Annotated in this window: 26 protein-coding genes and 1 tRNA gene; 25 read left to right on the top strand and 2 right to left on the bottom strand. The window is 48.4% G+C overall.

The features are described 5' to 3' along the window. Positions 1–2: 2 nt before the first annotated feature. The 6 genes from PHW53_04490 to PHW53_04465 all read left to right on the top strand — a co-directional run bounded on the left by PHW53_04490 (position 3) and on the right by PHW53_04465 (position 4953). Positions 3–1775, top strand: coding sequence for a penicillin-binding protein 2 (locus PHW53_04490; GenBank protein ID MDD4995689.1), 1773 nt, complete (start codon positions 3–5; stop codon positions 1773–1775). A 56-nt stretch (positions 1776–1831) separates the two neighbouring features. Further along, a complete protein-coding gene (locus PHW53_04485) occupies positions 1832–3097 on the top strand; it encodes a UDP-N-acetylmuramoyl-tripeptide--D-alanyl-D-alanine ligase (GenBank protein ID MDD4995688.1) in 1266 nt (421 codons plus the stop codon). Between the two features lie 58 nt (positions 3098–3155). Next, positions 3156–3230 (top strand) — tRNA-Glu (locus PHW53_04480). 178 nt (positions 3231–3408) lie between these two features. After that, positions 3409–3843 (top strand): hypothetical protein, encoded by a 435-nt coding sequence (locus PHW53_04475; GenBank protein ID MDD4995687.1) that lies wholly within the window; start codon positions 3409–3411, stop codon positions 3841–3843. Between the two features lie 66 nt (positions 3844–3909). After that, complete coding sequence (locus PHW53_04470; GenBank protein ID MDD4995686.1) at positions 3910–4596, top strand: hypothetical protein; 687 nt, start codon at positions 3910–3912, stop codon at positions 4594–4596. Positions 4597–4620: 24 nt separating this feature from the next. Continuing rightward, the gene (locus PHW53_04465) at positions 4621–4953 is read left to right on the top strand and encodes a hypothetical protein (protein ID MDD4995685.1); all 333 of its coding nucleotides are present in this window, start codon (positions 4621–4623) and stop codon (positions 4951–4953) included. 96 nt (positions 4954–5049) lie between these two features. Here PHW53_04465 and PHW53_04460 read toward each other — a convergent pair whose 3' ends face one another. Both PHW53_04460 and PHW53_04455 read right to left on the bottom strand, forming a co-directional pair. After that, positions 5050–5241 carry a hypothetical protein gene (locus PHW53_04460; protein ID MDD4995684.1) on the bottom strand — a complete coding sequence of 64 codons (192 nt, stop codon included), beginning with the start codon at positions 5239–5241 and terminating at the stop codon, positions 5050–5052. A 34-nt stretch (positions 5242–5275) separates the two neighbouring features. Beyond that, complete coding sequence (locus PHW53_04455; protein MDD4995683.1) at positions 5276–5614, bottom strand: hypothetical protein; 339 nt, start codon at positions 5612–5614, stop codon at positions 5276–5278. 171 nt (positions 5615–5785) lie between these two features. Between PHW53_04455 and PHW53_04450 the strand changes: the two genes are divergently transcribed. From PHW53_04450 to PHW53_04360, 19 genes are all read left to right on the top strand, one after another. Further along, a complete protein-coding gene (locus PHW53_04450) occupies positions 5786–5998 on the top strand; it encodes a hypothetical protein (protein MDD4995682.1) in 213 nt (70 codons plus the stop codon). An 864-nt stretch (positions 5999–6862) separates the two neighbouring features. Further along, positions 6863–7264: a hypothetical protein gene (locus PHW53_04445; protein ID MDD4995681.1), complete on the top strand. Its 402-nt coding sequence runs from the start codon at positions 6863–6865 to the stop codon at positions 7262–7264. 93 nt (positions 7265–7357) lie between these two features. After that, positions 7358–9283, top strand: coding sequence for a biotin/lipoyl-binding protein (locus PHW53_04440; protein ID MDD4995680.1), 1926 nt, complete (start codon positions 7358–7360; stop codon positions 9281–9283). Between the two features lie 12 nt (positions 9284–9295). Beyond that, positions 9296–10024 (top strand): ABC transporter ATP-binding protein, encoded by a 729-nt coding sequence (locus tag PHW53_04435; protein ID MDD4995679.1) that lies wholly within the window; start codon positions 9296–9298, stop codon positions 10022–10024. A 3-nt stretch (positions 10025–10027) separates the two neighbouring features. Next, positions 10028–11269 carry an ABC transporter permease gene (locus tag PHW53_04430; GenBank protein MDD4995678.1) on the top strand — a complete coding sequence of 414 codons (1242 nt, stop codon included), beginning with the start codon at positions 10028–10030 and terminating at the stop codon, positions 11267–11269. A gap of 13 nt (positions 11270–11282) precedes the next feature. Continuing rightward, positions 11283–12533 carry an ABC transporter permease gene (locus PHW53_04425; GenBank protein MDD4995677.1) on the top strand — a complete coding sequence of 417 codons (1251 nt, stop codon included), beginning with the start codon at positions 11283–11285 and terminating at the stop codon, positions 12531–12533. Positions 12534–12608: 75 nt separating this feature from the next. Next, complete coding sequence (locus PHW53_04420; GenBank protein MDD4995676.1) at positions 12609–13304, top strand: hypothetical protein; 696 nt, start codon at positions 12609–12611, stop codon at positions 13302–13304. A gap of 33 nt (positions 13305–13337) precedes the next feature. Continuing rightward, positions 13338–14336 carry a PIN domain-containing protein gene (locus tag PHW53_04415; protein ID MDD4995675.1) on the top strand — a complete coding sequence of 333 codons (999 nt, stop codon included), beginning with the start codon at positions 13338–13340 and terminating at the stop codon, positions 14334–14336. Positions 14337–14375: 39 nt separating this feature from the next. Continuing rightward, the gene (locus PHW53_04410; GenBank protein ID MDD4995674.1) at positions 14376–14714 is read left to right on the top strand and encodes a tRNA-binding protein; all 339 of its coding nucleotides are present in this window, start codon (positions 14376–14378) and stop codon (positions 14712–14714) included. 19 nt (positions 14715–14733) lie between these two features. Continuing rightward, entirely contained in the window at positions 14734–15201 is a 468-nt protein-coding gene (locus PHW53_04405) for a nucleotide exchange factor GrpE (GenBank protein ID MDD4995673.1), read from the top strand. A 4-nt stretch (positions 15202–15205) separates the two neighbouring features. Continuing rightward, positions 15206–15601 carry an Hsp20/alpha crystallin family protein gene (locus tag PHW53_04400; GenBank protein MDD4995672.1) on the top strand — a complete coding sequence of 132 codons (396 nt, stop codon included), beginning with the start codon at positions 15206–15208 and terminating at the stop codon, positions 15599–15601. Between the two features lie 15 nt (positions 15602–15616). Continuing rightward, on the top strand, positions 15617–17512 hold the full coding sequence (gene dnaK, locus PHW53_04395) for a molecular chaperone DnaK (protein MDD4995671.1): 1896 nt from the start codon (positions 15617–15619) through the stop codon (positions 17510–17512). Between the two features lie 16 nt (positions 17513–17528). Continuing rightward, the gene (locus tag PHW53_04390) at positions 17529–18125 is read left to right on the top strand and encodes an HD domain-containing protein (GenBank protein ID MDD4995670.1); all 597 of its coding nucleotides are present in this window, start codon (positions 17529–17531) and stop codon (positions 18123–18125) included. Between the two features lie 4 nt (positions 18126–18129). Continuing rightward, positions 18130–19212 (top strand): molecular chaperone DnaJ, encoded by a 1083-nt coding sequence (dnaJ, locus tag PHW53_04385; GenBank protein MDD4995669.1) that lies wholly within the window; start codon positions 18130–18132, stop codon positions 19210–19212. Positions 19213–19449: 237 nt separating this feature from the next. Continuing rightward, a complete protein-coding gene (locus PHW53_04380) occupies positions 19450–19800 on the top strand; it encodes a hypothetical protein (protein MDD4995668.1) in 351 nt (116 codons plus the stop codon). A gap of 62 nt (positions 19801–19862) precedes the next feature. Continuing rightward, a complete protein-coding gene (locus PHW53_04375; GenBank protein MDD4995667.1) occupies positions 19863–21545 on the top strand; it encodes a hypothetical protein in 1683 nt (560 codons plus the stop codon). Next, entirely contained in the window at positions 21529–23016 is a 1488-nt protein-coding gene (locus PHW53_04370; GenBank protein ID MDD4995666.1) for a hypothetical protein, read from the top strand. The genes PHW53_04375 and PHW53_04370 overlap by 17 nt, the downstream gene beginning before the upstream one ends. Position 23017: 1 nt before the next feature. Then, complete coding sequence (locus tag PHW53_04365; GenBank protein ID MDD4995665.1) at positions 23018–23221, top strand: hypothetical protein; 204 nt, start codon at positions 23018–23020, stop codon at positions 23219–23221. A gap of 3 nt (positions 23222–23224) precedes the next feature. Further along, the gene (locus PHW53_04360) at positions 23225–23632 is read left to right on the top strand and encodes an HIT family protein (GenBank protein ID MDD4995664.1); all 408 of its coding nucleotides are present in this window, start codon (positions 23225–23227) and stop codon (positions 23630–23632) included. Positions 23633–23669: the final 37 nt, after the last annotated feature.

Raw genomic sequence — 23669 nt, 5'->3', positions numbered from 1 at the left:
TTATGAGCAAGCAGAGTTGGTCAAATTATAAAAAACAGGACAAGCGGTATATCTCGTCTCTTTTCAGCTCACGGCTGAGATTATTGAAAATTCTTTTTATTATACTCGCGGTCGTAATTGGCGCTAAGCTTTTTATTCTGCAGGCGCTCGAGCATTCATTCTATGCCGCGCTTGCTTCGGACCAGCATGAGATTTATAAAAATCTTTTTCCAGAACGCGGTACGATTTATGCCGGCGACGAATTAAGCGAAAATAAATACATAATCGCAACCAATGAAGAACTGAATCTCCTTTACGCGGATTCGCGGAATATCGATAATCCGGAAGAAGTGCTGAACGGGCTTCAGGGAATATTGCAGTTTAGTGACGAGGAGAAAACCAAGCTTGCGGCGCGCCTTTCCGACAAGAGCGATCCGTATGAGCCAATTCAGCACGGCTTGACTGATGACGTGGCGCAAAAAATCAAAGATTTAAATTTTCAAGGAATTGCGTTTATTAAAGAAAGCACGCGGTTTTATCCGGAAAATGGATTGGGCGGGCATTTAATCGGATTCGTCGGATCGGATGAGGGCGGAGAAAGAAGCGGAAAGTACGGCGTTGAAGGATATTTTGATCGCGAATTGGCCGGCGAACCGGGTTTTTTACATTCAGTACTTGATGCGACCGGCAGCTGGATTACGGTCGCGGATCGGAGTTTCAAGCCCGCGGTTGACGGTGATGACATCTATCTTACCATCGACCGGAATATACAGTATCAGGCGTGCAGCCGGCTTAAAGCGGCGGTTGAAAAGCACGGGGCCGACGGCGGTTCGATTATTGTCATGCGGCCTGACGGAAAAATTCTTGCCATGTGTTCGGCGCCGGATTTTGATTCCGGAAAATATAATGAAGTAGAGGATATTACAACGTTTAATAATTCGGCAATATTCAATTCGTATGAGCCGGGCTCGGTTTTTAAAGCCATTACCATGGCGGCAGCGCTGGATCAAGATAAAGTAACGCCGAAATCAACATATGAAGACGCCGGAGAAATTAAATACGGCGATCATGTAATAAAAAACAGCGATGAGCAGGCGCACGGTATTCAAACAATGACGCAGGTCCTGGAGCTATCGCTCAATACCGGAGCGATATATGCAATGGAGCAAATCGGCAAGGATAAATTTCAGGAGTACGTGAAAAATTTTGGATTCGGACAGATGACGGAGATTGAACTTGAGACCGAACAGGCGGGCGATATTTCCAGCCTGGACAAGAGAGGCGATATTTTTGCGGCAACGGCTTCTTTCGGGCAGGGGATTACCGCGACCCCTCTACAGGTCGCGACCGCGTTTGCCGCGATTGCGAACGGCGGCAAGCTTGTCAAACCCTACGTAATTGATAAGATTGTGTCTCCCGACGGTTCGGAGACGATTAGCGAACCAAAAGTGGTCGAGCAGGTTATTTCAGCCAGAACTGCGACTTTGCTTTCCGGCATGCTGGTATCGGTGGTGGAGAACGGTCATGGCCAGCGCGCCGGCGTGTCCGGATATTACGTGGCCGGTAAAACCGGAACGGCGCAGGTGCCGCGAAGCGACGGTCAGCCGGGGTATGATCCAAACATCACGATTGGTACGTTTGCCGGATTCGCGCCGGCGCAAAATCCGGCCTTTGTCATGCTGGTCAAAATCGATCATCCGCGTGATGTGCAGTGGGCCGAGAGTTCGGCCGCGCCTCTGTTTGGCGAAATGGCCAAATTTCTGTTAAACTACTTGGAGGTACCGTCGGAACGATAATTTAAGTATTTAGAGACAAATTCATGAAAATGATTATTCAGAAAGTATTATACTTTTTGTCAAAGCAAATTTTATATAAATATAAGCCCAAGATAATCGGCATTACGGGTTCAATGGGCAAGACTTCGTCAAAGGAGGCGATTTTCGTCGTCCTCTCCAGCAAATTCAATGTTCGCCGCAATATCAAGAATTATAATAATGAAATTGGTTTGCCACTCACGATTATCGGCGAATCATCGGGGCTAAAATCAGTCTTGCGCTGGCTGGGAATTTTTTGGAAAGCATTTGAACTTTTAATTTTCCGGGATGAAAATTATCCGCAGATATTGGTTTTGGAAATGGGCGCGGATCGTCCGGGTGACATAAAATATTTGACCAATCTCGCTCCCTGTGATGTCGGCGTGGTTACATCAATCGCGCCGGTGCATGTTGAATTTTTTCAAGATATAAAAGGCGTTCTTCAGGAGAAAAAGATTGTAGTTTCGCATCTCGGGCCGGATAAACTTGCGATATTGAATAGAGACGACATTAATGTCTGGAATATCCACGAAGAAACCCGGGCGAAAGTAATGGGTTATGGCTTTGAGGAAGGCGCCGATGTTCGCGCAATTGAAATGATGAATAAATTTATTCCGGATCCGTCGCGCCCGGAAGAGGAAATTTCCGGCGTAAATTTCAAAATTATTCACGGAGGCAACGCGGTGCCGGTAACCCTGCCGGCCGTGCTCGGACGAGCCCACGCGTATGCGGCGCTGGTTGGCGCGGCGGTCGGAGTTCATTTCGGTATGAATATGGTTGATATCGCCCAAGCGCTCAGAAATTATCAGGCCCCGCGCGGACGCATGAGGGTGGTTAAGGGCATCAAGAATACATGGTTAATCGATGACACCTATAACGCATCCCCGCTTGCCACGCTCTCGGCGGTCAATACTCTTGCCGAACTGGAGATATTCGAATCCGGCCGGCGTTGGGCCGTACTCGGGGATATGCTCGAACTCGGCAATTTTACGGAAAAAGGGCATGCGGATGTGGGAAAACGTGTTGGGGATCTGGGAATTGATTTTTTGGTGACAGTCGGGGAGCGCGCCAGGGATATTGCCAAGGCCGCAATCGCGGCTGGCATTCCGGAAGACCATATTTATTATTTCAACTCATCGCCCGAGGCCGGAAGATTTTTGCAGGACCAAATTCATGAAAACGACCTGCTGCTCATGAAGGGTTCGCAGGGCATGCGCATGGAGCATGTGGTGAAAGAGCTTATGGCCGAACCCTTGCGGGCCGCGGACCTGCTTTGTCGTCAGGACGAAACCTGGCTGAAATAAGATAGAAGTCAGGCAGTATTGAAAAAAATAGTATTTTGCAGTAGGATGGTTTATCAACGGCCTCATCGTCTAACGGTTAGGACACATCCCTCTCAAGGATGGAACAGGGGTTCGATTCCCCTTGAGGCTACCAAGAAATATGAAATTCATTTTTTAGTTTATAAATAGGCGGCCAGAGAGGCCGCTTTTAGTATTTTGCATCGGTTTGCGTAAAATGTTATAATACTAATAATAATTTTATGGCCAAACCTACAAAAAATGCTCCCCTATATTGCACGATCCTAACCATAGTTACCGTCGTGATGGCAATTATGGCTTTCTTTTACTTCAATCCTTTGTGGATCATAATCGGTCTCATGCCGGTTGTCATTTATGAAATTTATCGTACGCAAGAGGGCGCAACTACCAGATATTCTGCAATTGCCCTGTTGATTATTTTAGTCCTGGAGGCAATTTTAATAATTTTTAGGGTAAATTTTGATTTGGCTAATTTTTTCGGTGAAGAGAGTAAGTATATTGGTGGATATTATTTGCCCCTGGGTGATATTAAAATCTTTGGTCCGATTTTAACCGCGATTTTATCAGTGGTTTTGTTTTTTCGCACGGCCGGTGTTTATACCAAGTGGCTATCGGTAGTCATCTGTATCGGATCCTTAACCGCGGTTTACATCATGAATCCCGTTTTTTTTCAAAGCCTTTTAAAAATTATTATCAATGGTTTAATTGATAGGATTAACTTATATTAAATTTTCGGCGAAGGAATAATAAAGGTCGGAGAAAAGAATTTTATTATTTTACTAAATATTAAATCTATGGATACTAAAACCACTACAAAAACAACTACGAGCAATAAAAAAACAATTACAGTTATTATTATTGTATTGGCGGTGCTGGTGGTAGCGGGCGGTTTATATTACGGTTATAATCGCTGGCGCCAACAGAGGATGGCAAATCAAATCCTACAAGAGATATATGGGGTGAATACGGGCATGGGCGGATTGCTGGGCAAAATTACTGGCGGAGGCGATTTATCCGAACAAATAGCGCAGGAAATTGCCAAAGAAGAGGCTGAGAGTGAAGCGGAGCAAGCGGCCGAAGAGGCCCGAGAGGCAGCCAAAACGCCGAAAGACAGGTATAACGAGGCAGAGGAAGCCGAGATTTACGATGATAATTCACGATCTGCGGCTGAAGAAGCCAAAAAAGATTTGGAGAAAGTTTTTGGGGATGTTAAATTAACTGCCGTTTCTTCGAGCGTGTATGATTCCGAAGGCGCAGTTTTTTCCATAATGGAATTTAAAATCTCACGCTTGGCGACTGGGGCTGATTTGAGTGCGCTCAATGAGGTAATTAAAGACAAGGGTCTGGAGATTATTCAAAGCAGTATTGATGACAAAACTGCCATGATAATGGCTGGCGATATGGAGACTTATTCATATTCCGTTGGCTTTGAGGTTGATGGGCAGGATGTGAGTGTCAATATCACGAAGATTGCTCAATAGTTTTAATTTTTTAATTTCATCTATATGGCGCAGGATGCCCCAATGAGTGGCGGAAATAAAAATACTACAATGGCTGCCATCGCGTATATTTTATTTTTTGTTCCACTCCTAACCGGCGATGCTCGCAAAGATCCGTTCGTGAAGTATCATGTTAAACAGGGTTTGGTATTGTTTCTGCTTGTAGTTTTAATCAATGTGATTGGCTGGATAATCCCGTTTTATTTCTGGTTTACCGTTAGTTGGATTCTGAGCTTAGGCACCTTGGTTTTATTGATCCTCGGTATTATTAATGCCGTCAATGGGAAACAAGAGCCATTGCCAATCGTTGGCAAGTTTGCCGATGTGTTCAAGTTTTAATTCAAATTGCCAATCTTAAAAACGGGCGTAATGCCCGTTTTTTGTTTAATGCGAGTAAAATAAAAATGGGCCCACCTCAAGCGAGATGGGCCGCGGTCAGCGGGAAGTGCGATGCATTTTTCGTAGATGTGCTAGCCCTGTCTCTTCGATCGGACTGCCGATGAAGCCCTTGCCCGGCGTTAGTTTGCCTTGAAGCGCCAGGGAGACGGTTGCCCTTGCCTTTGCCAGCTGTTCCAGGGTTGGCTGTGAGTCGTAGGGATCGCAGGAAAAGCGGCCCCGTTGAGTCATGTTATCAGCTTCCTCCCTGGACAGCGGTTTGCGGTTAGGCATAGTTTTCCTCCCGTTCGGATAATTTCCGAATTGGTGGTAATTGGTTGAGAGCTAGCTCCATCGTTGTGCCATCATTACAGAACGCAATTATATGAGGATATATGAAATATCCAGGTTCGATTTCTTGCCAGCCGGCTTCAAGCCTTTCTCGGCGAATTGCCTCGTAATCAACCGGTTCCGGCTGACGGTCGCTCGATTCGGCATGAAGCGGTTGAAACAACTGCCGATAAAAATTCTTCCGCTTTCTCCCAGGGTATATTTTGCATGCCATCAGCAGTAGCGAGATTAAGGAAACATAAATAGCGGCGATTGTTAAAAGTTCTTCTGTCATTGCGCATCCTCCTTTGTGAAAATTATACATTCCGATATGGCAGGGAGTCAAATAGAGTTGATATTAATTATTTAATGTTGACTGCCGGTCTCATCTTGGGGCCGGTTTTATTTTTTTATACATTATGATAATATTAATTTAGGTCTTTTAATCAAGAAAAGGAGATGCCACGTGGGAGATAAGATAAAACGAAACAACCTTGATTTGGCGAAGTTCGCCGAGGAGAATGGACTCGTCGTCGAATACGATGGGAGTCCGGTCGGTACAACTGAGAAATTAAGGGATATTCCCATGAACTTCGACGCGATTTGGGAGGAGGCCGCGAGATGCGAAAAGGCAGGTACGGCCTTCAAATACCAGCCGCCGGACGAGATACCTACATAGCGCTTTTTCTCACCGGCCTTATCATTGCAGCAAGTAACGCAAGGAGGTAGCATGGAGGCGTATCTTCAGATTTCCGAATGGCAGCAGGTGGTGATCGTAGTCCTTTCAGCTCCTTTGGCGCACCTGGTCGTCTTTAAGCTCATTGAATGGCGGTCGCGATAGATTTCTCGCCGGTCCTTGCTCAAAGGCCGGTTTTATTTTTGATATTTTAATATAAAAAAGGACCACCAAGGGGTGGTCATAAGAGCGAAAGACGAAGTGATATGAGTTAGGCGTATCGGATCAGGCGCACTCAGTAGGACTGAGAGATCGCGACTGGGCTGCAAGCCACATGCGCGAAGAAAGCCTGATGGTTAAGCCGATACACTAAGCGCCCGCGCACTCAGTAGGAGACTGAGAGATCGCGACTGGGCTGCAAGCCACATGCGCGAGTACGGGCACTCCCAAGCCGGTATCGTCATTCACTGTTTTTCCAGTCTCTGGGGAGACCAGGGAGAGATCATTTTAACACGGTGGGAACACGGGAACGCTTGAACGTCAGCTCTCGCTTTTCATGTCCGGACGCCCGCACCTCTTTAGGGTAGGTTCGTCGAACACTATCCCTGTGCTTTGCTCGACCGTTCAAACGGTGAGCTAGTTAGGGGAAGGCGAAAGAAGACATTAATGTTCCGTTTCACTTCATCCGCCCGAGCCCTCGGGGGATTGGTGAAGGGCGGAAGCGAAGCATTCCCGTGCCCCACCGGAGCGACACGACGAGGAGCGCCCTGTCATTGACAACGGTAGCATATTTGCGAATTTTTGTCAATGTGCGGACGTTCCTGATCGGTTGCCAAATATGCGATTATTTGATATATTATTCGTGCTATGAATCCATTTTTCGCATCAGCGATCGCGTTTCTTGTGGCCACGCTTCTGTGCGTGGCGCTGGTTTTGATTCGGTCGGTCCGGATATCGGATTTTTTCCGGGGCCAGGTGGCAGGTATGCAGGCCGCGACGTCGGAGCGCGTGCGCATCTGGGGCGTAATATTTGCGGTAGGCGCGAATATTGTTTTCGCACTCGGCGCGGCGCTGGTTTTTAGATATATGATTTCGCAGTACGGCGCGGACGCTAAAACTCATTTTATGGCCGTGGCCGGCGCGTTTGTTCTGCTTTTTACATTTCTCGCGGTTCTGACGCGCAAGAGAGGAATGGTAATTGAAAAAATTAGTTTGAATTTGATTTTTGGCATTATCTACGGAGTGCTCATACCCCTGCTTTCCTATTAATTTTTATTTAAAATGACCCGACGGCGGGTCATTTTTTATTTATGTTCAATTACGATTTACATATGCAAAGATTTACTGTACAATTATCATAATATGGCATCGGGAAAGATAAAAAAGCGATATATTATTGGGATTGCCATTGTTTTGTTAATTGCGGCCGCCGGTTTGGCGCGCGTATTTTGGTTTAGTGAGAAGGCAGCGGAATACGATACCGTGAGGGTTTATCGCGGTAATTTGATACAGACCGTGGACGCGACCGGAACCGTGAAGGCGCTTGCCGAGGTGCAGCTTTCATTTGAATCCAGCGGCACGCTTGCGAGTACCACGGTGGAGGTTGGTGATACGGTGGAAAAAGGACAGGTTCTAGCCGAGCTGGATAACAAAGAGCTTCAGTATCAGCTGGATCAGGCCAAGGCAACGCTTGATCTGGCGCAGGCAAATTTGAATCTCAAGATTGTCGGCGAGTCTTCACAGTCGGTCCAGGTTTCAAGCGCGGATGTGGCAAAGGCCGAGGCATCGCTTCGGAGCGCGGAAGTGGCTTTGAGCAAGGCTCGGCAGGATTTAACTAACGCAAAGACAACGACCGGCGATTCGGTTGATACGTCCGGGCTCACTCTCGCGGCCGCGGAAAATACTCTTGCCATACGCCAGGCAACTTATGACAATACACTCGCGCAGAGTGTGGAAAACGAGAACGACGCGTATGAGGATACGGTCGTTATTTTAAAGGACGCGCTTTCGTCCATGGCGACATCGCTTTCGGACATGGACAACACCCTCGCCGTAGATGACACTTCGGCGAATGAGCTTTTTAAGAGGTATCTCTCGGTTTTAAATTCCGAGGCACTAACCACAGCGCAAAATGATTACCGCGATGCGAAGGTGGAGAAGCTAGCCGCGTATAACGCAGTTAACCCCCTTACGACCTCCTCGGAGCAGGCGGCGATCTGGGATGCGGTTAGCGTAACCGAGGACGCGCTTAACGAGGTGCATCAGGCGCTCTCGGCAACGCGGTTGGTGCTGGATAATACGATCACTGGATCGGATTTGACATTAACAGCGCTTAATACTAAAAAAACCACCATAGATACGGATCTATCGGCTGTAAACGCCCAGCTTACCAGTTTACTGACGCAGAAACAGACGATTCAGAATCTTGAAACTTCAAATACGGCGTCACTAAAGAGCGCGGAGCTTTATTTGACCGCAGCGCGTGACGCGTATGATCAGGCGGTCAAGGACCTGGAATCGTCGCAGAATTCGGCTAGCACCTCAATAGACGCTTACGAAAGCGCGGTGGACTCGGCTTCGGCGTCGCGCGATATCCAGAAGGCGGCCTTAGATGCGGCCAAAGCGGCACTGTCCCTCAAGACAGCGGATCCGCGCGCGGTTGATTTGGCCCCGCTTCAGGCGCAGGTTAAGAATGCCGAGGCGGCTTATAATCTAAGCCTTAATCGTTTCGAAAAGTCGCGTATCGTCGCGCCATCCAGGGGCCTCATCACTAAAATAAATTTCGAAGTCGGCGAACAAGTATCGGCCGCAGCGGTGGGCGGGGTTATTGAAATGCTTTCAACCGATATTTTTGAAGTCAATGTAGACATTTCGGAAACCGATATCGTCAAAATTAATGTCAACGATTCGGCGGAGATCACGCTTGATGCTTACGGCGACGAAACCGTGTTCAGCGGCGAGGTCTCGGAGATTGATCCGGCCGAAACCGTAATTCAGGACGTGGTTTATTACCGCGTGAAAATAAATATTCATTTTACAGCCGAGCAGGCGGTGAAGAACGGAATGACGGCGGACGTGGTGATAAAGACCGACGAAAGGACCGGAGTTTTGATTATCCCCCAGAGAAGCGTGATTACAAAAGACGGTCGTAAAATTATCCGCGTCAAGAAAGGCGATTCCTTCGAAGAGCGCGAGCCGGTAATCGGATTGCGCGGCGACGGTGGACTCGTGGAGCTCTTGAGCGGCGCCGCGGAGAGCGATGAGATCATTATAGCCGTGAAGGAGTAAAAAAATTTGCCTATGGAAGATTTTCCGCTTATACGCGTAGAAAAAATTGCGAAAGATTACGTCAATGAAGAAGTGATCACCAGCGTTTTGCACGGGATCACTTTTGATATTAAGAAAGGCGAATTTGTTGCTATAATGGGGCCGTCCGGTTCGGGCAAATCCACACTAATGCATATACTGGGATTTCTTGATCGTCCGACCGTTGGTACCTATACGTTCAACGGGCGTGACGTGAGCAAACTTTCGAATGACGAGCTTGCGGAAATGAGAAACAACGAAGTAGGTTTTATCTTTCAGGCATTTTTTCTTCTGCCGCGTACGAGCGTTTATGACAACGTGATGCTGCCCATGATTTACACGCGTTTTTCGGCGAAAGAAAAAGACACCATGGTGCGCGAAGCGATAAAAGCGGTCGGCCTTGAGCACCGCATCGATCATCTTTCGAGCCAGCTTTCCGGCGGCGAAAAGCAAAGGGTGGCGATCGCGCGCGCGATTGTCAATCAGCCCTCGGTGGTATTTGCCGATGAGCCGACCGGCAACCTTGATTCAAAATCCGGCCAGCAGATTATGGAGATTCTGGAAAATTTTAATAATCAGGGAAAGACGATTATTCTGGTGACGCACGAAAAATACACGGCCGAACACGCGGAAAGAATTATTTATTTGCGCGACGGGCAGGTGACGTCGGATACTCGGGTGGAAGTCCGCCACAGCGCGCACGACGGTGAGTTACAAAAATAGGATATGTTCATTACCGGACCGGTAAAAATTGTGCTGAACATAGTCCGCCAAAGCAAGATGCGGGCTTTTTTGACTATGCTTGGAATAATCATCGGCGTTGCCGCGGTAATCTTGGTTATCTCGGTCGGCGCCGGTGCGCAGAGCCTGATTTTAAACCAGATAAAAAGCGCGGGTACGAATCTCATCGGCATCTTGCCGGGCGGCACGGAAGAAGAGGGTCCACCGGTCGCGGTTATGGGTATTATGATTACCACGCTTACGTACGATGACGCTTTTGCCCTCCTTGATCCGGTGCGGGCGCCGCATATTACGGCCATAACCCCGATCGTTCAGGGAGTCGCGACATTTACTTGGGAGGGTGATAAGTATGACGGAAATTTTATGGGCGTTTCATACCAGTATCTCGATGTGGAGGACTATTCAGTAGCCGAAGGCCAATGGTTCTCCGAGGGCGATGAGAAATCGCTGGCCCAGGTCGCGGTGCTCGGGAGCGAAGTAAAAACCCAGCTTTTTGGCGACACGGATCCCATCGGAGAAAAAATAAAGTTCAAAAAAAAGACATTCCGGGTCATTGGCGTGATGGAAAAAAGAGGGGTAAGCGGATTTACGAACTACGATACCCGGGTTTATCTTCCGGTAACCACGGTGCAGAAAAACGTGCTTGGCATTAACCATATTTCACTTTTGCGCGCCAAGGTTGATGACGAAGCGAATTTAGACCAGTCGGTTGAGGATATTAAGTCCATTCTGCGCGAACGCCACGATATTACGGATCCAAAACAGGATGATTTTACAGTGAGTTCCTTGAAGCAGGGGCTGGATGCGCTCAGCGGCGTCACTGATTCATTGAAATTTTTCTTGGCAGCGATTGCTGGAATCGCTCTATTGGTCGGCGGAATCGGAATTATGAATACCATGCTTGTCGCGGTGCGCGAGCGCATTCATGAAATTGGCATCCGTAAGGCAATGGGCGCGAAGAATCACGATATCATGATGCAGTTTTTGCTTGAGTCGGTGTTTTTTACCCTGATCGGCGGGCTTGCCGGAACCGTGGCCGGAGCGGCAGTCTCGGTCCTTGTCGCGGTGATTGTCCGGGCGCTCGGATACGACTGGGATTTGCTCGTGTCGCCGTTATCCGTCGCGGTTGCCTGCGGCGTTTCCATTGTAATCGGTTTGGTTTTCGGCATATATCCGGCGCGCAAGGCGGCTAAATTTGATCCCATCGTCGCCCTGCGCTACGAATAAATAATATTTCCCTATGCTCTCAAGGGGCGCATCAATCGGCATCGCTATCCGCAATCTGAAGTCAAACAAGTCAAGGACCGTCCTGACGCTTCTTGGAGTTGTCATCGGAATTACGGCAGTGATTGTGGTTATTTCCGCGGGCAACGGGCTCAAACAGTATGTGATGGATCAGGTTGCGGTTTTTGGCAGCAATACCATTGAGATTGAGGTAAAAACTCCGAATACCGGGCATACCTCGGCGGAAAACGCCTCGGGTTTTGTCGGCGGCGTGAGCGTTACCACGCTGACGCTTGAAGACGCGGAAGAGATTTTAAAATTGCCGAATATCAAGGATGCGTATTCCGGCCTGATGTCCCAGGAGCTGCTGTCGTATCGCGGGGAAATTACCAAATCCATGCTTTTCGGAGTATCGGCTTCTTTTGACGCGATTGACAAGGGTGAAATTTCCGAGGGGCGGTTCTTTACCGATGAAGAAGACAAATCACTGGCGCGCGTGGTAGTGCTGGGGAGCGAGGTCAAGGATAAACTGTTCGGCCAGGGAGACGCGATCGGGCAATCAATCAAAATCAGCAAGACTAATTATCGGGTGGTCGGAGTGATGAAGCCGCGGGGCTCGATTATGTTTTTTAACTGGGATAAGATGGTTTATCTCCCGGTGCGCACGCTGCAGAAAAAAATTATGGGCATCGACCACGTAGTTTTTATTTTCGCGCAGATGAATGACCCCTCGCAGGGCGACCGCACGGTGGAGGAGATGCGGGCGGTCATGCGCGAGCGCCACGGCACGACAAACGATATGGATGATGATTTTGCGGTGATGAGCATGGAGCAGGCGACGGAGATGATGGACGTCGTGTTCAACGGCTTAACCATTCTTTTGCTTGCCCTGGTTTCAATTTCTCTTATTGTCGGCGGAGTGGGAATTATGAATATTATGTACGTGTCGGTAACCGAGCGCACCGGTGAAATCGGCCTGCGCAAGGCAATGGGCGCGCGCGGTTCGGATATAATGGCGCAATTTTTGTGGGAGTCGCTGATTATCAGCCTGATCGCCGGGGCAGTCGGCATAATCGTGGGAAATCTTATTTCATTTGCAATCGCGCTTGCGGCCTCGAGCCAGGGATTCGGGTGGGATTTTCAGCTGTCAGCCGGCGGAATTCTGCTGGCCGTGGGTTTTTCCGCGGCCGTTGGTTTGATATTCGGCATTTATCCGGCCCGGCGCGCGAGCCGTCTTGAGCCCATCGCGGCATTACGGTTTGAGTAGGCCGCCGGCTGTTGACAATGATTTTTATTTTTATTATAATGCCATTAGCAGTCGTTTAATGTGACTGCCAATGGTATGCTCACCGCAAGACAAAAACAATTATTGGGCTTAATTATACGCGATTTCATTGAGAGCGCCGAACCGGTCGGTTCGGGCAATCTGGTTGATAAATACAAGCTGAAAATGAGTTCAGCCACGGCGCGCGCCGAAATGTCGGAGCTGGAGAAGAGCGGCTATCTCATCAAGCCGCACACCTCGGCCGGCCGCGTGCCCAGTGAAAAAGCGTATGATTTTTTTGTTAAGGAATTTTTACAATACGAAAAAAGCGTCAAATTCCAGAATGTGGTTCAGGAGATGCTCAAAAGCTCAATTTACGAACAGGCGATCAAGCAGGTCGCCAAGCTCCTGGCCCAAATTTCCGGAGAAGCGATGATCGTGGGTTTCAAATTCAATCACGCGTATTACACCGGGCTTTCCAACCTTTTCCGCCACCCGGAATTTCAGGAATATTCGCAGGCGTTCAACCTGACGGCCATGCTTGACCGGCTGGATGATACGCTTTCCATGATTTTTGATAATGTAAACGAGGAGGCGCAGATTCTGGTCGGGACGAATAATCCGTTCGGTCCGCAGACCAGCCTGGTCATCGCCAAATACAAATACGCGGACCGCGAGCCCGGGGTGCTGGCATTGCTCGGGCCGCTGCGCATGGATTATAATAAAAACTATTCTTTGGTCCGGCAGACCAAAGAAGTGATTGACAGCATATAGTTGTGCATAATTGTAAACCTTCAATTTATATTTATGAAAAGAGTATTAATCGACACGAACATTTTTTTAAATTATTATCGAATGTCTGAGCAATCTCTAGTGGGCCTAGAAAAGCTCTTAGATCTTATAATTTCAAGAAAGATTGAACTTTGTATCCCCGCGCAGGTCGTAGATGAATTTTATCGCGATAAGATTGCCGTTACGAAAGATTTTTCTGAAAAATTAAAAAAATTTAGTATAAATACGAAAGCTCCTCAATTTCTGAAATCATATAAAAAAATTGATGTTTGGATAAAAACTTTAAAAAAATTGCATAAAATACAGGAGGAGATTTTAAAAGAATATAACACAAGGATTTCCAATCCAAGGAGCTTGATAAATCGTAAAATTAAAAAAATTTTTTCCAAAGCAACGATATTACTCGATAATAATAGAGTCACTGAACGAGCATATTATAGAACTTTAAAAGGAAATCCACCTAGGAAAAATAATAAATCTTTTGGCGATGCAATAATATGGGAAACCGTCCTAGAATATCTCACTGATCAAGATTTAACAATTATTTCAGGTGATAGAGATTTTGCGAGCGAGATTGAGAATGAAAAAATTAATGAGTTTTTGATCCGTGAATGGAGCGAAAAAACCAAAAAGGAATTAACATTTTTTACTACATTGGGTAAATTCATAAATAATTTTACTAATAAGCGGGTAGTAAAGAAGCGGGCCCTCGAAGAAGAAAGAAGCGTCGGTGTAGCTAGGGGAGTCCTTGCCCCGCATATACATATTAACGAATCTGGGGAAATAGTATATTCCAACAATCGCTTGCATTGTCCGTCTATATCAGGCATATTCGACGATATCTGTTCGACTGATAAATATACTTTGACAGCTAGTCAATCTTTGATTAAGCCCTGTAGTGCATGCGGAACATACTATCTCGATTCGCCAATATCTACATCTAGTATATTTAATTCTCTAGGAGACGAATGTTTCAATTGTCGAAAAATTGGTTGGAATGAGAAGTTAGCTTAGAAGGGCATTATATAGAAAAAATACATTATAGCGAACACTATGGAACCAATAACATGGAATGAATTCGAAAAAGTGGAGTTGCGGGTGGGCACGATAATTGATGTGCAGGATTTTCCCGAAGCAAAAAAACCGGCCTATAAATTAACGGCTGATTTTGGTTCAGAAATCGGCATCAGGCAATCAAGCGCCAGAATTACGGATCTGTATCGCAAAGAAGATTTAATGAATAAACAAATAATTGGCGTGGTTAATTTTCCGGCAAAACAGATCGGACCGTTTAATTCAGAATTTCTTTGCTCGGGATTTTATAGAGAAGATGGGTCCGTTGTCCTGGCTGTCCCGGACAAAAGTGTACCCAATGGCAGTAAATTAGGATAAATTTATCTAGATATAATATATGGAAGAAAAAAATAAATGCGACTGCGAGGCGCTCCGGAAACAGGCGGAAGAATATCTTGCCGGCTGGAAGCGGGCGCGCGCGGATTATGACAATCTGCAGAAGGAAACCGCCAAAGAGCGCATTGAGATTTTTAAATATGCGAATAAGGAAATAATTCTGTCGCTCCTGCCGGTGCTGGATAATTTTGAAAAAGCCAAAGAACACCAGCCCGCGGCGGATTCCGAAGCCGGCAAATGGGTTGAGGGGATTGACGGCATTTACCGCCAGATGCGGGACGCGCTCTACCAGGCCGGGCTCGAAAAGGTTGAAATTACCGGCAAGTTCGATCCCGCGTTTATGGAGGCGGTCGGGCAGAGAAGCGAAGACGGCCGGGAAGAGGACGAGGTGCTGGAGACAATCGTTTGCGCCTATAAACTGCGCGGAGTATTAATTCGCGCCGCAAAAGTAATTATTAATAAAAAGTAACAATATGTCATTAATTCCATGGTCGCCGTTATGGCCGATGGAGGATGTAGAAAAAATGGCCGTCTCTCCGATTGTTCCTCCGGCTGATATTTATGAAACAAATACCACGGTTGAGATCAAGATTCCGCTGGCCGGGGTCAGTCCGCAAAAGGTTGATATTTCGGTAAAAGGGAACGTGCTCACTGTTCAGGGAAAAATGGATAAAAAAACCGAGGTAGAAGAAAAAGATTATTATCGCAAAGAAATTCGGACCGGTTCGTTCTACCGCTCACTGCCTCTGCCCACCGCGGTGATCGGAGAGAAGGCGAGCGCGCAAATGGCAAACGGCATGCTCATGATATCTGTCCCGAAAACCGTCAAGGTAAAATCCAAGGCCGTTAAAATTCAAGTAAAAAAATAATAATTTACAGAAATTATGCCAAAAATTTTAGGAATCGATCTTGGCACGACCAATTCGTGCATGTCAATCATTGAAGGGGGAAAACCAAAAGTGCTGGAAAACGCGGAAGGCAACCGCACCACGCCGTCGGTCGTCGCGATTTCAAAAAGCGGCGAGCGCATTGTCGGCCAGCTCGCGAAGCGGCAGGCGGTGACCAATCCGCAAAATACGATCTACTCGGTGAAACGGCTGATCGGCCGGCGTTTTGACGACGCGGAAGTCCAGCGCGACCTGAAGCATATGCCGTTTAAAATAGTAAAATCCGGCGAGGGCGTGAAGGTGGAAATGAACGGAAAGGAATACACGCCGCAGGAAGTCTCGGCAATGATTTTGCAGAAACTCAAAGCCGACGCCGAAGCCAGGATCGGGGAAAAGATTGAAGAAGCGGTTATTACGGTGCCGGCTTATTTTGACGATTCCCAGCGCCAGGCGACCAAGGATGCCGGTGAAATCGCCGGGCTTAAAGTCCGCCGTATCATCAACGAACCGACGGCCGCGGCCCTGGCTTACGGATTTGACCAGAAAAAGGGCCAGCAGATCGCGGTTTATGATCTGGGCGGCGGTACTTTTGATATTTCGGTTCTGGACGTGGCCGAGGACACGGTTGAGGTAAAATCAACCAACGGCGACACGCATCTCGGCGGCGATGATTTTGACCAGGTGATTATTGAGTGGATACTCGCGGAATTCAAAAAAGAATCCGGAATTGATCTGGGCAAGGATCCGCTCGCGCTTCAGCGCATCAAAGAAGCCGCGGAAAAAGCCAAGATTGAACTTTCATCCGCGCAGGATACGGAAATCAACCAGCCGTTTATTACCTCCGACGCATCCGGCCCCAAGCATCTGGTTATGAAAATGAACCGCGCCAAGCTCGAGGAGCTGGTCGGGGATCTGGTGGAAAAAACTCTTGAACCCTGCCGACGGGCGCTTGCGGACGCGGGCCTTAAAACCAGCGAGATTGAAGAAGTGGTGCTCGTGGGGGGCATGACGCGCATGCCGCTCGTGCTTAAAAGGGTAGAGGAATTTTTCGGCAAGAAGGCGAACATCAGCGTTAATCCGGACGAGGTTGTGGCCGTCGGCGCAGGGGTGCAGGCCGGCGTTCTCCAGGGCGAGGTTAAGGATGTTCTGCTCCTGGACGTGACGCCGCTTTCGCTCGGCATTGAGACGCTCGGCGGAGTGATGACGCGGCTCATTGAGCGCAATACCACTATTCCGACTTCAAAGTCGCAGATTTTTTCAACCGCGGCGGACAGCCAGACTTCAGTTGAAATACACGTGCTCCAGGGCGAACGCGAAATGGCGGCTGACAGTAAGACGCTCGGAAGATTTATATTATCCGGCATTCCGCCGGCGCCCCGGGGCGTGCCGCAGGTTGAGGTGAAATTTGATATTGACGCGAACGGCATTCTCAATGTTTCGGCCAAGGATAAGGCGACCGGAAAAGAGCAGAAAATTACCATCACGGCATCGTCCGGATTATCCAAGGACGAGGTTGAGAAAATGAAAAAGGATGCCGAGTCGCATGCCGATGAGGATAAAAAGAAAAAAGACATTATTGAAACCAAGAATATGGCCGATACCATGGCGTACACGGCCGAGAAGATGCTCAAAGACGCGGGCGACAAGGTTTCCGAGGCAGACCGCAAGGATGTTGAGGCAAAAATTGAGGCTTTGAAAAAAGTAAAAGACGGCGATGATCTTGAGGCAATCAAGAAAGCCGCCGAAGAGCTCTCAGCCGCGGCGCAGAAAGTCGGAGCGGCAATGTACCAAAATCAGCAGGCCGCACCGCAAGCCGGACCGGCCGAAGAGAAAAAGGGCCCGATTGAAGGCGAATTTGAGGATGTTAAAAAAGACGACAACGATAAAAAATAAATAAAAAAGGAGGAATGTGATACTCTCACAATTCATCAGCCTGAACGCGAATTATCAAAAATTCAAAAAATTGATTAAAAAATTTTCGGACAGCGACCGGAAACGGGTGATTGAGGCATTTGAATTCGCGAAAAAAATGCACCGCGGCCAGGAGCGCGATGAAAAGATTCCGTATATTATCCATCCGGTCCGCGCGGCAAACATCCTGATGGGCGAGCGCGGTATCTATGACCCGGAAATGATACAGGCCGCGCTTTTGCATGACGTGGTGGAAGACACGCCGGTTAAGATCGCGGAAATCGGCATGCGGTACGGCCGCGAGGTGAAGAGGTTGGTCGCCGGCGTGACGCGCGTCAAAGATCGCGAGTCCAAAATGCAAAAGTTCCGAAAGACCATGGGGACCGATTACCGGACGCGCATGGTGAAGTGCGCGGACGTGCTTGATAATGTGCGTTCATGGCCGCTGACGCCGAACAAATATAAACTGCCGCGCTGGAACCACGAAGTTCGGGAAATGTATCTCACGCTTGCGGACAGCACGGATGAGTATATCGCGAATCAAATCAGAAAACTGATTGATTCAAAAAAATATAAAGAAATGATGATTGAATAATTCAATGGCAAAAGATTATTACAAAATATTGGACGTGGACAGAAGCGCGTCGCCGGAAGAAATTAAAAAGGCTTTCCGCAAACTGGCGCATAAATTCCATCCGGACAAGGCGGGCGGGGATGAAGCCAAATTCAAGGAGCTTAACGAAGCCTTTCAGGTGCTCGGCAACCCGGAAAAACGGCGCCAGTATGATCAGTTCGGCACGACTTTTGACCAGGCCGGTCCGGGATTCGGGCAGGGTTTTGGCGGACCGTTCGGAGGCGGCGCGGGTTTTGATTTCGGCAATGTCGGCGACCTCGGCGATATTCTGGGAGATTTGTTCGGCGGCATGGGCGGCGGAACAAGGCGCCGGTCGGGCCGGGCGCGCGGCGCGGATATCGAAGTTGATGCAGACATTGATTTTTCGGAAACGGTTTTCGGAGCCGAGAAGATTTTGAATTTATACAAGAGCGATAGTTGCCGGCATTGCCAGGGCAACGGCGCCGAGCCGGGCACAAAGATTATTTCCTGCGCGACGTGCGGGGGGAGCGGCCAGGTACAGACGGTGCAACGCACGGTGTTCGGGAGCTTCCAATCCACCGCGGTCTGCCGTGAATGCCACGGCGAAGGCAAGCGTCCGGAAAAACCGTGTCGCGAATGCGGCGGAATCGGCGCGACCAAACAGAGCCGGCAGCTGAAAATAAAAATACCGGCCGGCATTGATAACGGCGAAGTAATCAAGCTTTCCGGCCAGGGCGAACGAGGCGCCTGGGGCGGACGTGCCGGCGACCTGTATGTGCATGTGCGCGTGCGGCCGGACGCGCGGTTTAAGCGCGACGGGCTGAACATTATTTCGCACGAGCATATTTCGTTTACGCTTGCCGCACTGGGCGGGAGCACTGACATCGAGACAATTGAAGGGCGTGTCAGTTTAAAGATACCGGCCGGAACCCAAGGCGGCCAAATTTTTAAATTAAATGATAAAGGAATCCCGGCGCTGCACGGCGGCGGAAGGGGGGATCAGTTGGTAGAGGTTTTAGTGAAGGTCCCGAAGCATTTGTCCCGCGAACAAAAAAAATTAATTGAACAATTGGGGGAGATGGAGTAGATGTCGGATATATTATTTCAAAATAAATATCGAATACCGTCTGCAAGATTGCCCGGCTGGGATTATTCATCCGCCGGGTATTATTTTGTTACGATATGCACAAAGGATCGAAAGATTTGTTTTGGGGACATTAAGAAAGGCCGGATGGTTTTAAATGATCTGGGTAAGATTGCACGAGATTGTTGGCTGGCTATTCCGCGGCATTTTCCGTTTGTTGAATTAGGCGAATTCATAATTATGCCGAATCATGTTCATGGAATAATTTTTCGTGGCGTTGACGGTGGCGCAGAGACGCAAAATACGTGTCCGGTAGAGACGCGGCATGCGAACGTAGAGACGCGGCATGCCGCGTCTCTACCGGGACCGTTAAAATCGGGTTCATTGCCGGTTATAGTCGGTTCCTATAAATTGGCAACGACAAAACAAATACATCGATTGTGCGTTGGCAATAATTTCGTCTGGCAGCCCCGATATTACGATTGTATTATCATGGGCGAAGAATCATTGCATGGCATTTCCGAATATATTATTAATAACCCAAAAAATTGGGAAATCGACAGAAATAATAAAAAGGATTTGCATATGTAGTACCTTATTTACAAAAAGAACAATTTTATCTATAATTACCGCATATTTATATGTGGAATTGGATGAAAACACATCATATTGTGCTAATCCTCGGGATGGGGGGATTGGCATTTTTTATATTGTATTCATATCTTAATTTTTTCGCGCCATTGAGATTTAATTCACCGGATGAAACGGCGAATTATTTTTTTATAAATCTGTTCAGCGAGCAGAGCCGCATCTGGACATTTGAACCAACGAATTTTTTATTGGACGGCATTGTTCATCCTCGGAGTATTCAGGTGATTAATGATTTTTTGGTTCCCGGGGGTTTTCTGGGAATGATTTTTATTTACGGAATCGCGGCAAAGCTGATTACGCCGGCGCTGACGGTTTATCTGACGCCGCTCTTTGCGGTAATTGCGAGTTGGGCATTTTTCGCGATGGTAAAAAAATATCTAGGCGAACGGTATGGGCTCTTGGCCTGGCTTTTGCTCTTGGTGCATCCGGCGTGGTGGTATTACACGAGCCGTGGATTGTTGCCGAACGTGCTTTTTTTGAGCCTTTTGATTATTTCGGTTTATTTTATAATTATTCTGCCTTTTGCCGAGCGCCGGCGCAGAGCGGGATTGGACGCGGGCGGATTGATTATTGGTAATCTTGACTGGATTAGCGCGGGATTATTTCTGGGGCTCGCGCTCTTTGTGCGGCCGGCCGAAGCGCCCTGGATATGGCTTGCCGGTGCGGCGCTCATCGTGATGAATTATAAAAAAATTAAATGGGTCAGAGTTGCGGCGTTTGCCGCGGCTGCATTTTTGATATTCAGTCCGACGCTTATTCTTAATAACTATCTTTACGGCGGAGCGTTGCGAACCGGATATAACGCTGCAGCCATTCAGGCGTCCGTAAGCGCCGTTGACGCGGCGGTCAGGGAGACAACTTCGGAAGGTGTTGCATTTACGGCTTTAAAATCCATGATTCTTCCGTTCGGTTTCGAGCCGCGGAATATTCTGAATAATTTTGTGGATTATATGCTGTTATTCACCTGGGCTTATTCGGCTTTCTGTCTTGCCGGTATAGCGCTTGCAGTGGTGCGCGGCTTCAGACGAAAATTATATCGCGGTTTTTGGCAATATATTATTATTTTTGGACTTGTGACCACTTGTCTTATCGCGGTATATGGCAGTTGGGAGTTTTCGGATAATATTAATCCATTCAAAACTACAATCGGCAATTCGTATCTCCGGTATTGGTTGCCGAGCTTTGTTTTGGGCATTCCGCTCGCGGTCTGGTTCATGCGCGAGACAATCGGAAGGATAAAAAGCCGCGTTATTAAAACAACCGCGTTCGTGGCGATTGTGATTGCGTTTGTCGTTCTGGGCGCGTCGACGGCAATGTGGGGCGAGGACGAGGGCCTGGTTTACGTGCGAAAAAATCTTTGGCGCTATGAGGCGGTTGCGGAGCGGGTGATGCAGATTACTCCGGATGACGCCCTGATCGTCACCGACCGTTCGGACAAGATATTTTTTCCGGAAAGAAAAATCGTTTATCCTTTTCGCGGCCGCGACAGCTACGAGATTTTTTCCAAAATGTATTTTGCCGTGCCGTTGTATTATTACGGCGTGGCATTCTCCGAAGATGAACTCGCCGACATCAACGCGCGCGTGCTCCTGCCGCTGAAATTGCGCCTGCGCGAACTTGAATATTTTGATAACGAGGCGCTTTATATTTTTGATTATCTTTTCAGCGATGAAACCAATTCTTAGGATATTGCAGGCGATCATCATCCTCGCGCCCTTGGGGCTCGTGGCCTGGCTTTTTAATCTTAATTTTGTGCCGAGCGGCGTGCTGGCGAGGAGTTTTAATTTTTCCGACGCGAGCCCGTACGCGGATTTTCTCGTGCCGGCGCAAAGAGTGACCGGCGTGATGAACGAGGACAGCGTGAATTTCCAGCAGATTCTTGACGAGCCGGTTTATTTCCATGTTCATCTGCCGTCCGCGTTTGATAAACTGACGGTCGGCGTAAAATTCAAGCCCGATACCCAGCCGTTTCTGGAATTCGGCCCCATGATTACCGAGGCGGCGTGGCAGTACGACCTCCGGCCGCTCTGGAATAAGATTTTGGAGGAAATAAACTGGATCACCCTTGAAGCCGGCGGGCTGAGGCTTTATGAGCGCCAGGATAAATATAGATCAGTTCAGGAGTTTCTAGACAATCCGCCGTCCATGGACGAGGTCGCGGTTTATAATTACAGCCTGCCGACAAGCTACCGCATTCCGGATTACGAGCCGTGGGCCGCAGAGCGCGAGTATGAAATATATCTCCGCGGCTATCACCAGTTCCTGACTTATATCGGGAACGGGGAGAAACTTGATTTTTCATTTTTGATCCAGGACATGAACCGCGGCGAGGGAGCGGATCCGGTGGTGGTTAATCTTTACAAAGACGGCGCGCTGGCGGATTCGCTCGTCATACCGGACGGCGAGCTCTGGCGGCCGGCGCAGCAGGGTTCGGCCCTGCGGACCGTGGAATTAAAAAAAGATAATCTTAGCGAAGGGGTTTATAAAATTGAGTTTAAGGCGCCGTCCGATATTTTCATCCGCAAGATTATCACGCCCCAGCAGAAATGCGTGATCGTGAATACCGCGTTTCTGGGCGACGAAGTCGGATACGCGGAACCCGAACTCCCGGCCGAGCTTTGGACAAATTCAAGCTATATCGTGGCGCAGACTCTGCATGCCGACGGCACGCAGGAGCTTGGCGCCGGAGATGAGACGCTCCGGGTGGCGGAGAGCTTCCGCGAGTACTATAAGGAGCTGGGGAATTCAGCCGGGCTTAAGAGAGTATATTCGCCGCAGGGGGACATCAAAATAACCGGCAACGGGCTTTTCGCCTGGAACCGGGATTTATTTTTTAATCCTTTCCCCGTCAAATTGGATGCCAATACGGATTTGGACGCGCAGGGCATCAATTTCGTACTGACAAATTATAAAAATGCGGTTCGCGATGGCGACTGGTATTTTGCGGAACAGACTTTTGATTTGTCGCGCGTGCCGTCGCCGGGCGGAACCATCAAATTTTCAATCTCCGCGCCCGGGGTGGCAAGAACGCAGGCCGCGCCGGCAATTGGGGGAATCGATTTGATTCTTGAGCGCGAGCCCATCACCTGGGAGAATTGGGCAAGCACCGCCAGGATGTATTTTGAAAAATTGAAAAATAATATTTTTAGCGATTAGCATGATTGAATTTCATCAGGAAAATGTTTTTCTCTCTAAGCTCTCGGGCACCATATTTTATTCGAGCCTGATTACTTTTTTGCTGCTCGCGGCCCTGGAGCTTGCCAAGCGGGGATTTGTCAGCTACCATTTTAATATGACGTGGCTGCTTGCCGTCGTGCTGGCGAGCGGTACGTTCTATGCATTGTTCAAGAATAATAAATAAATTATGCAAGATTGTATTTTTTGCAAAATCATCAGCGGTGAGATACCGGGCGTCAGAGTTTATGAAGATGAAAAATTTTTGGCGTTTCTGGATATCAACCCCGTGAATCCGGGACATACGCTGGTTGTTCCGAAAAAACATTTTGAAAATATCCTGGATACGGATGAAGATGTTTTGTGCGATATGGGAAAGGTTTTAAAGAAGATCGGACAGGCGGTTTGCCGCGGCATGGGCACGGACGCGTTTAATCTGATGCAAAACAACGGCCGGACCGCCGGTCAGGTAGTGTCGCATCTCCACTGGCACATCGTGCCGCGTTATCCGGACGATGGAATCAAGCTCTGGCCGGGAAATTCCTATCCCCAAGGCGAGGCGGTAATCGTGGCGGAAAAGATTAAAGCCGCGTTTTAGAGCAGGGAACCGGTGAATCAGTGAACCGGTGAATCAG

The organism is Patescibacteria group bacterium, from assembly GCA_028710985.1.
Classification (GTDB): Bacteria; Patescibacteriota; Patescibacteriia; order JAHJFT01; family JAHJFT01; genus JAQTTB01.
The sequence above is the reverse complement of the archived record's forward strand: the minus strand, read 5'-3'. Positions and strand labels throughout refer to the sequence as shown.

Coding starts and splice junctions, on each gene's coding strand:
- PHW53_04490 (MDD4995689.1), top strand. CDS start 3: ATGAGCAAGCAGAGTTGGTCAAATTATAAAAAACAGGACAAGCGGTAT.
- PHW53_04475 (MDD4995687.1), top strand. CDS start 3,409: ATGGCTTTCTTTTACTTCAATCCTTTGTGGATCATAATCGGTCTCATG.
- PHW53_04470 (MDD4995686.1), top strand. CDS start 3,910: ATGGATACTAAAACCACTACAAAAACAACTACGAGCAATAAAAAAACA.
- PHW53_04465 (MDD4995685.1), top strand. CDS start 4,621: ATGGCGCAGGATGCCCCAATGAGTGGCGGAAATAAAAATACTACAATG.
- PHW53_04460 (MDD4995684.1), bottom strand. CDS start 5,241: ATGACTCAACGGGGCCGCTTTTCCTGCGATCCCTACGACTCACAGCCA.
- PHW53_04455 (MDD4995683.1), bottom strand. CDS start 5,614: ATGACAGAAGAACTTTTAACAATCGCCGCTATTTATGTTTCCTTAATC.
- PHW53_04445 (MDD4995681.1), top strand. CDS start 6,863: ATGAATCCATTTTTCGCATCAGCGATCGCGTTTCTTGTGGCCACGCTT.
- PHW53_04440 (MDD4995680.1), top strand. CDS start 7,358: ATGGCATCGGGAAAGATAAAAAAGCGATATATTATTGGGATTGCCATT.
- PHW53_04435 (MDD4995679.1), top strand. CDS start 9,296: ATGGAAGATTTTCCGCTTATACGCGTAGAAAAAATTGCGAAAGATTAC.
- PHW53_04430 (MDD4995678.1), top strand. CDS start 10,028: ATGTTCATTACCGGACCGGTAAAAATTGTGCTGAACATAGTCCGCCAA.
- PHW53_04425 (MDD4995677.1), top strand. CDS start 11,283: ATGCTCTCAAGGGGCGCATCAATCGGCATCGCTATCCGCAATCTGAAG.
- PHW53_04420 (MDD4995676.1), top strand. CDS start 12,609: ATGCTCACCGCAAGACAAAAACAATTATTGGGCTTAATTATACGCGAT.
- PHW53_04415 (MDD4995675.1), top strand. CDS start 13,338: ATGAAAAGAGTATTAATCGACACGAACATTTTTTTAAATTATTATCGA.
- PHW53_04410 (MDD4995674.1), top strand. CDS start 14,376: ATGGAACCAATAACATGGAATGAATTCGAAAAAGTGGAGTTGCGGGTG.
- PHW53_04405 (MDD4995673.1), top strand. CDS start 14,734: ATGGAAGAAAAAAATAAATGCGACTGCGAGGCGCTCCGGAAACAGGCG.
- PHW53_04400 (MDD4995672.1), top strand. CDS start 15,206: ATGTCATTAATTCCATGGTCGCCGTTATGGCCGATGGAGGATGTAGAA.
- dnaK (MDD4995671.1), top strand. CDS start 15,617: ATGCCAAAAATTTTAGGAATCGATCTTGGCACGACCAATTCGTGCATG.
- dnaJ (MDD4995669.1), top strand. CDS start 18,130: ATGGCAAAAGATTATTACAAAATATTGGACGTGGACAGAAGCGCGTCG.
- PHW53_04380 (MDD4995668.1), top strand. CDS start 19,450: ATGCCGAATCATGTTCATGGAATAATTTTTCGTGGCGTTGACGGTGGC.
- PHW53_04375 (MDD4995667.1), top strand. CDS start 19,863: ATGAAAACACATCATATTGTGCTAATCCTCGGGATGGGGGGATTGGCA.
- PHW53_04370 (MDD4995666.1), top strand. CDS start 21,529: ATGAAACCAATTCTTAGGATATTGCAGGCGATCATCATCCTCGCGCCC.
- PHW53_04365 (MDD4995665.1), top strand. CDS start 23,018: ATGATTGAATTTCATCAGGAAAATGTTTTTCTCTCTAAGCTCTCGGGC.
- PHW53_04360 (MDD4995664.1), top strand. CDS start 23,225: ATGCAAGATTGTATTTTTTGCAAAATCATCAGCGGTGAGATACCGGGC.